The organism is Sporocytophaga sp., from assembly GCF_017745095.1.
In the GTDB taxonomy this organism is placed as follows: Bacteria; Bacteroidota; Bacteroidia; order Cytophagales; family Cytophagaceae; genus Sporocytophaga.
The window spans coordinates 437,148-445,072 of record NZ_JAGHZZ010000004.1 but is presented as its reverse complement, the minus strand read 5'-3'; the positions used below and the strand labels follow the sequence as shown (position 1 = coordinate 445,072).

The window sequence follows — 7,925 nt, the reverse complement described above, 5'->3', positions numbered from 1 at the left end:
GCTGTCCTATTTTTGGGGAGGGGTACAATATGCCTATTAAAATATGTTGACATTCATAATCTCTATTTTAATAAAGTCCTCATTTCATAGAGATTAAAACTTCATTAAAAATTTTATTTCTAACAACTATATATATCAAGTGATCTATTTTTTGATTACTAATATTCAAATACTTACCAGTATCCAAAGGCCTTCCAGAAAACAATCTTCATGTCTCTGTAATTATATATAGACTTCGAAATGTATTTTTTATTAAAACTTTAAATTTTAATTATGAAGAATAATCTACTCCTAAAGACAATAATCTTTTATCTAATAGGTCTAAACCTGGCTTCTGGGCAGGTTATTGACAGTTGCACATTTGTTCAAAAAGACAGCATTGTAACTATAGAAATGGAGTCTGCCAATTTAAACGGAGGATTTTGGGTTGCACAAAATAATGTGCCAGGATATACAGGATCCGGCTTTATTCAATATATAGGTGGTGATGCAACTGGAACACCTGGAAAGAGCCAACTAACATACACATTCAGAATTAAAGAGGCTGGTCGTCATAGTTTCAAGATGAGAGCTTTCAGAGAAAACTATCATGACAATGATGTATGGATAAAATTTCCTCACGGAGGTGTAATTACGAAAATTGGCAATGACAGCACAGGTAGCTTTGGAAGCAATTGGTTTAAAGCGGTTATAGGTGCAAGAAATGAATGGTATGGATTTGTTAAGACACAACATTTAGGAACTTCATGGGGTGAAACATTCCACGACATATATGTTGATTTTCCAGCGCCTGGTGTCTATACAGTTCAATTCTCAGGCAGGGCAAGCATGTTCAGAATTGACAGGTTTATGCTTTATTATCAGAAAAGCAGTTTCTTTGGTATGAACCCTGACAATGCAGAATCAGCAAAGGAAAATTGCCAACCATATAACACCATTGGTCGCCTTTATCTTTCAAAACCTTTGTTGGATTATACAATCAGAAGTGGAGAAACCTGGACATATACTATTCCTGAAAATACTTTTGAGGGAGGCACAAGTATTGGCTATTCATCTTTCTTGGGAAATATGTTTCCACTTCCTTCTTGGCTTTCGTTTGATCAAAAGACCCGTACCTTTACCGCCAACCCTGCCTATGAAAACGGTGGAAAATATACTGTACTTGTTAAAGCGGAAGATAATGGAACATATGCCGTTGATGCATTTACACTGAATGTCCTTGGTAACAGGCCTCCTGAGCATGCGTCTGCTATTAGTGATACAACTGCTTATACTGGTCAAAGTTTTACTTATGATCTTTCACCCTATTTCTCTGATGCTGATGGCAATACATTAAATTATTCAGCAAGCTCAAGCTCAGGAGCTATACCGTCCTGGCTAAGTCTTGAAGGAAGTATTTTATCTGGAACGCCCTCCAATGCTGATATTGGTAATGATACCATTTATGTAACAATAAGTGATGACTTTGGAGGTTCATTACTTGAAAGCTTTATCATTACGGTTAAATATGCAGTGGTTGAAAGCTTATATAAAAATAACTCTAGAAAGCTTTATATGTATCCTAACCCTACTGATCAGATACTAAACATTAGAATAGAAGGAAATGGCAATGGATCCTTGGCATTGATAGACAATATGGGAAAAATCATTTTCAAAACAGAAAATATTGACCTTGAAACTGATATAGTTCTGGATCTTGAATCTGCAAGCATTAAACCAGGAATATACACTTTGAAAATAAAATCGAATAATTCAACTTCTGAATACAATGGGCTTGTAGTAAAAAAATAAAAGTCTGGGGCCGCCCAAATTAAAGCGGCCCCTATTTTTCTTTATAGTAATTCAAATTTCCCGGCTTTCAGGAACCATTAAAGGTAGCTCTTGAGGTGCATATACTCTGAAATATGCAAATCTTCTTGAGTCATTGATCTTCTTTGCCTTCCACAGATTGAGGGCCAAAGTAGAGGTCAATACTCAATACCTCAAATTCCGGATGCCCCTGTATCGTTTCATACTGCTCTTCCCCTTTATTTTCTTTGGTAAGAACTTTTAACTTCCTGCTAATATAGTTCTATTTTTAAATGACATTTTCATCTATCTGAGCCATTTCCCCCTCCTCGCCTTTTTATATTATAGGTTGCACAACATTGTGCATCAGGAAAACATAGAATGACGGACCTTTTTTAGCAACGACCTGAACGGTGACCGTTTGAATGATTGAATATTTTAATTTAACTACAGAAATATAATTCTGCCTCAGCTTCCTCACTCAAGCCATGGGAATTTTCAGAAGCATTTATATCACCTATTAAAGTCTAATTAACTTAATCGTATTACTTTCAAAAAGTATAGCATTGGTGAGAAAATATTTTTATAATATTTTTTTTATAAAACTGAAAATGAGTTTTGTCCGTAATTCACCAAAACATGTAATATTCTTTTATTTAAAAATAAAACAATTGGGGATACATGAATGGCAATAGTTTCAATTGTGAACGGATTCAATTGTTAATGGAAGCTTGATCTAGAGATAATTTTTTCTTCATTTTTCTAAGGAAACTCTTTTCAGACTTATCATAGCCAGTGTAAAAAATCTAAATTAGTAAAGTTAAAGTGGAGTCCAGAACCCACTTAAAAAAACGGGGCGAGACCGAAAAGCCTTATTAGTAGGAGAAAGTAAAAGATTAAACTAATGAAATATTATCTTAAAGTTTTAAAAAACTATGCATTATTCACTGGTAGAGCAAGGCGAAGTGAATATTGGTATTTTGCTTTATTTAACATTATTTTTTCTATAGGTATTGGAATTGTTTGTGGACTCATCAGTATACCTGAATTAAGTTACGTTTACTCAATAGCAGTTCTTATTCCTGGACTTGCTGTTGGAGTCAGAAGAATGCATGATGTTGGAAAGAGTGGTTGGTTTTTACTTATTCCCTTCTATAACCTTATCCTTGCTGTTACAGAAGGCGAAGTTGGTAGTAATCAATATGGTCCTTCCCCTAAAGAAGACACTGAATCTACCCAGACTGAAGTATATTAACTGGAGTATATTAAAAACTCCAAACTCTCTAATATTTATGCCATTTAGATTCTTTGAATATCCTCTATTCAGAGAATCTATGGATTTAGATGCATATAAAACAAAAACCACTGCAATTTAAAATTACAGTGGTTTATTTTAAGTAGCCCGTAGGGGAATCGAACCCCTGTTTCCAGGATGAAAACCTGGCGTCCTAACCCCTAGACGAACGGGCCAAAATGTCTTTTTATTATTCCTTCTTTCTGCAATACGTTTTAATATCGCTTTGCAGAAATGAAATTGCTAAAAACAAAAACCACCATAACTTTTATTACAGTGGTTTCATTTAAGTAGCCCGTAGGGGAATCGAACCCCTGTTTCCAGGATGAAAACCTGGCGTCCTAACCCCTAGACGAACGGGCCAAATATCTTTGGCTTAATTATTTTTTCTCTCTTTTCGTGAGACGTTTTCGTTAAACGTGGCGCAAAGATAACGGGACATTTTTAATTTGCAAAGCATCAACCCAAAAAAATTGTTTTTTTTTCATTCACTTGGACCCAAAAAACAACAAGTCAATTATTATCAAAGCTTTAACATATATTTTTTTTCCAACAAAAATCTTAAGAGCTATTTAGAATATTTTTCTCTAAACAATTTTTAATTCTGATTTACATATGCCGCCTTCGATCTTGCTTTTAGTTTCAACTTATTGTATTATTGTTCCTTGTTTTTAAACCCTAATTATCTAAATCAATATGGCTAAAATAAAAGTCGGTATTAATGGATTTGGTCGTATCGGCAGACTTGTGTTCCGCGCTGCAGTAAACAGACCGGATATTGAAATCGTTGGAATCAATGACCTGATAGATGTAGACTACATGGCTTATATGCTTAAGTATGACTCTACTCATGGAAGATTTGACGGAACTGCTGAAGCAAAAGATGGTAAACTTGTAGTTAATGGAAAAGCTATCAGAGTTACTGCAGAAAAAGATCCTGCAAACCTAAAGTGGGATGAGGTTGGTGCTGAATACGTTGTTGAATCAACAGGTTTGTTCCTTACTCAGGATACTGCCGACAAGCACATTAAAGCCGGTGCTAAAAGAGTAATTCTTTCTGCTCCTGCAAAAGATGATACTCCTACTTTTGTAATGGGTGTTAACAACAAAACTTACAAGAAAGAAATGAGTATCATTTCTAACGCTTCTTGTACTACTAATTGTCTTGCTCCTATCGCTAAAGTACTTAACGATAAATTCGGTATCCTTGAAGGCCTTATGACTACAGTTCACGCAGCTACTGCTACTCAGAAAACTGTAGACGGTCCTTCTGCTAAAGACTGGAGAGGTGGCCGTGGCGCTTACCAGAACATTATCCCTTCATCTACAGGTGCTGCTAAAGCTGTGGGTCTTGTTATCCCTGCTCTTAAAGGCAAACTTACAGGTATGGCATTCCGTGTTCCTACACCTGATGTTTCTGTAGTTGACCTTACTTGCCGTCTTGAAAAAGGCGCTAAATATGAGGATATTAAAAAAGCAATGAAAGATGCTTCTGAAGGCGAACTTAAAGGTATACTTGGTTACACTGAAGATGAAGTTGTTTCTAACGATTTCCTAGGTGATGCAAGAACATCTATCTTCGATGCTAAAGCTGGTATCTCTTTGAATGATAACTTCGTGAAAGTAGTTAGCTGGTATGACAATGAGTGGGGTTATTCAAACAAACTTGTTGACCTTATAAGCTATATCGACACAGTTAAATAAGCTAACAACTAATATTTGTTATAAAAAAAATAAGCTCCTCTATAGGAGCTTATTTTTTTATATCTACTAATTAAAGTTTTAAGCGATATGATTAAAGCTTTAACTCTACTAGCAAAAAACTTCTAAAATAATAAAAGCAAAAGAGGAATAAGAAATATAAAAAGCAAGGCTAAATAAACAAAGGTCTGCTTAAGCTGCAAAAATCTGACTCTGCCTCTATAAATAAGAAAAAATACAATACCAGAAGCAATAAGAAATACAGGAATCAGATCATATTGCTTCACTAATAAACTAATTGACCATTCTATAAGTACGCCTGCTATAAATGCATAAAACAAAGAAGTAATGCTGTGCTGTCTTAAATCAAAGTGATATGTATTGGGATACATTATTTTATAACTTCCCAACGTTATGATATAAAGTAGTGGAAATATTAAAAGATTTATCCAGAACCATCCTCCTTCCAATCCCGAAATATTTAAAGCTGCAGCAATAAGTAAAAGATTTAAAACCGATAGAATAGCAAAATAGAAGTTTCTGTATTTCTTTTCCTTATCAGGCCCACAATCACATTCCAGTGCCGCCTCTTTAGGCAATAAAATCACATATCGATTATAGGCGATAATCTTATAAAGAAAAATAAATACGCTGAAAACGAAAGGAATCTTGACGATAGCATTTAAAAATCCGGTATTACTACAAATAGCTTTTTTAATGCCGTAAGGCCCATACAAAACCCCATCCGAAGGATCCAGAAAGGCCATTTCATTCTTGAAACGGTCTTCGTCAATCAAGGATTTTAAATCAGGAGAAAGCTTGTAATAAGAAATACATTTATCCGCAGGAAACAGTCCTGTGATGTTAATCAACTTGATAAGATTGATACATACCCGGCAATAGCCGTCAAATACGAGGATTTGTTCCCGGATCAAAAGCTTTATGTTTCTGTTTGCTTACGAAATATAGTCATCAATTTCCGCTTCAGGAAGCAACTCCGAAGAATCTTCTTCTTTATAAAAGCTTCTGATGGACTTATCTATCTCGCTTTTCTGTCTTAGATGATGACGGAAATGCATTTCAATAATCTGAAACCACTCCTGCCCAGTAAGCATTCCCAGAGAAGGATGCATTGTTTTGTATGTAGATGGAGCTGCATCAAGGTCTTTGGCAAGCTTTTGCATTTCCTTGAAAAACTTAAAAAATTCATCTTTCATTTTCTCAGGACTTTCCGGCTGAGAAGGGACATATCCATTGGGATCTACTCCTGCAATTTTTACAGAGGGAAACTTTCCGAGAAAAAATACTATATGCCCTTTGAATAACTTCTTTCCTTCTTCACTCCCCCCTGTTTTTTCAAGGCATTTTCTTATTTCCCGCATATGGTAAGCTCTGGTACCATTGATCAGGTGATCATATACCTGACCAATAGTCCATGCTGAATTTTCTGTTACTTTTTTAAACTGATTAGAACCATAGAAGTCAAGTTCTTTCAACCAATATTTGGCTGTTTCCAAAAACTTCTTGTAAGTTCTGTCCCCTTGTGGTAGATTTTTTCCTTTTGATTCAAAAATACTCATCGTGCCGAAGCTCAAGCAATTATTACACTAATTTACTATATTTTTTCTTGGGAAAACTTCTAAACACAACTAAAAGGACAAAATCAGAGAAAATTTTGCCTTTTATTTTAGTATATGTAGTAAGACTTTCCCTGGTGCTCTATCTGACTATATGCATTAACCAGAGTCTCTTTATCTACGTTCAAAACAAAGTGATTATTGTCATTCCCCTTAACTAAAGCTTCGTACGGGATAGCAAAATTCTTGTTACCTATTCCCATAAACCCACCGAACGACAGGATTCCATATTCAACCTTTCCTTTTCCGGTATCCATCACCCATTCTTTGATCTCTCCAAGATCTTCTCCTTCAGGGTTTCTAACCTTGTCTCCTCCAATAAGCGGAGACGATAATATTTTTTCTTTTTCTGATTTCATAAGAGGATTATTGTACTTTCCTTTGAAAATATAACAGGTCTGCCTCTTGAATTGTTGGTAAGAATTTGAAGGATAATTCTAAAAAAATTAAAATTAATAATGATAAAAATTTACTCCTTAAAAATAATGGTTGCACAGTTTTAATACTAAGGCTTCTGAGAGTTCCTGCAATATATCCATCTCGTGATACTTTCCCTTAGCTACATCAAATAATACAAAAAATCTAGCTTTAAAACTTTTCCTCTACTCCCATACCAAAAAGTGCGAAATCATATTTTACTGGATCTTTGGGATCAAACTTCTTTAAATTTTCAGTTAATTCTACTGCTGTTTGCCAATCAGTTTGTTTCCGATCTATAAGTCCTAATTTTCTCCCTACTCTATCTACATGTACATCACAAGGGCAAACCAACTGACTGGGCTTAATATTTTTCCAGATTCCAAAATCCACCCCTTTTTTATCTTTCCTTACCATCCAACGCAGAAACATATTTAACCTTTTGCACGCACTGTTTCTGGCGGGTGTAGAAATATGCTTTTTGGTTCTTTCAGGATAATCTTCAAGGCTGAAAAACATTCGATGAAAACCAGACAAAGCTCCTTCTACATTCATTGCACTCTTTGAATGCCCCTGAAGAAATGCTTCCTCCAATGATTCATGTTTTTTATAAAATGTTTTAAAAAACTCTATAAAATAAAGTGTATCAGTAGCATTAAAAGTCCTGTGTTTAAATTTCAGAAACACTTTAAGATCAGCAGACTTATGATTCATTATAAAATCATATGGAGCCTGATCCATCATAACCACCAGCTCTTTACATTTATTAATAATAGTACCTCTTTGCCCCCAGGCCAATACTGAAGCCCAAAGACCCATTATTTCTATGTCCTGTTTTTTAGAAAAAAGATGAGGAATACAAACCGGGTCGTTTTCTATAAATCCTGGCTGATTGTATTGTTGGTATTTTTCTTCGAGAAAATCCCGGAGTGCTTCAAATTTCACCTAAATAAATATTTTCTTAAAACTGAAAAGAGCTCATCCCTAGCCCTTCTCCTGAAAGCATGGCCGTCAACTTAAGCAAGTTTAGAATTACATAATTCTCAATTAAAGTAAATTAACAACAGTTTGAGCAACAGCAACAAAAT

The 7,925-nt window shown here is 35.0% G+C and carries 7 protein-coding genes and 2 tRNA genes; 3 read left to right on the top strand and 6 right to left on the bottom strand.

The features are described from left to right. The first annotated feature begins 273 nt into the window (after positions 1-273). Together J7604_RS08905 and J7604_RS08900 are read left to right on the top strand one after the other, a co-directional pair. Positions 274-1,791 carry a putative Ig domain-containing protein gene (locus tag J7604_RS08905; RefSeq protein WP_293894282.1) on the top strand — a complete coding sequence of 506 codons (1,518 nt, stop codon included), beginning with the start codon at positions 274-276 and terminating at the stop codon, positions 1,789-1,791. A gap of 901 nt (positions 1,792-2,692) precedes the next feature. Next, a complete protein-coding gene (locus J7604_RS08900) occupies positions 2,693-3,043 on the top strand; it encodes a DUF805 domain-containing protein (protein WP_293894279.1) in 351 nt (116 codons plus the stop codon). A 143-nt stretch (positions 3,044-3,186) separates the two neighbouring features. Here J7604_RS08900 and J7604_RS08895 read toward each other — a convergent pair. Both J7604_RS08895 and J7604_RS08890 read right to left on the bottom strand, forming a co-directional pair. Next, a tRNA-Glu gene (locus J7604_RS08895) sits at positions 3,187-3,258 on the bottom strand. Positions 3,259-3,373: 115 nt separating this feature from the next. Then, positions 3,374-3,445 (bottom strand) — tRNA-Glu (locus J7604_RS08890). Between the two features lie 333 nt (positions 3,446-3,778). Here J7604_RS08890 and gap point away from each other — a divergent pair. Then, positions 3,779-4,786, top strand: coding sequence for a type I glyceraldehyde-3-phosphate dehydrogenase (gene gap / locus J7604_RS08885; RefSeq protein ID WP_037574820.1), 1,008 nt, complete (start codon positions 3,779-3,781; stop codon positions 4,784-4,786). Positions 4,787-4,908: 122 nt separating this feature from the next. On the opposite strand, the gene J7604_RS08880 is transcribed toward gap, so the two are convergent. The 4 genes from J7604_RS08880 to J7604_RS08865 all read right to left on the bottom strand — a co-directional run bounded on the left by J7604_RS08880 (position 4,909) and on the right by J7604_RS08865 (position 7,782). Beyond that, on the bottom strand, positions 4,909-5,655 hold the full coding sequence (locus tag J7604_RS08880; protein WP_293894275.1) for a hypothetical protein: 747 nt from the start codon (positions 5,653-5,655) through the stop codon (positions 4,909-4,911). A gap of 84 nt (positions 5,656-5,739) precedes the next feature. Then, a complete protein-coding gene (locus J7604_RS08875) occupies positions 5,740-6,363 on the bottom strand; it encodes a DinB family protein (protein WP_293894272.1) in 624 nt (207 codons plus the stop codon). Between the two features lie 107 nt (positions 6,364-6,470). Next, a complete protein-coding gene (locus tag J7604_RS08870; protein ID WP_051312990.1) occupies positions 6,471-6,779 on the bottom strand; it encodes a PRC-barrel domain-containing protein in 309 nt (102 codons plus the stop codon). A 229-nt stretch (positions 6,780-7,008) separates the two neighbouring features. Then, positions 7,009-7,782 (bottom strand): TIGR02757 family protein, encoded by a 774-nt coding sequence (locus J7604_RS08865; RefSeq protein ID WP_293894266.1) that lies wholly within the window; start codon positions 7,780-7,782, stop codon positions 7,009-7,011. Positions 7,783-7,925 lie beyond the last annotated feature (143 nt).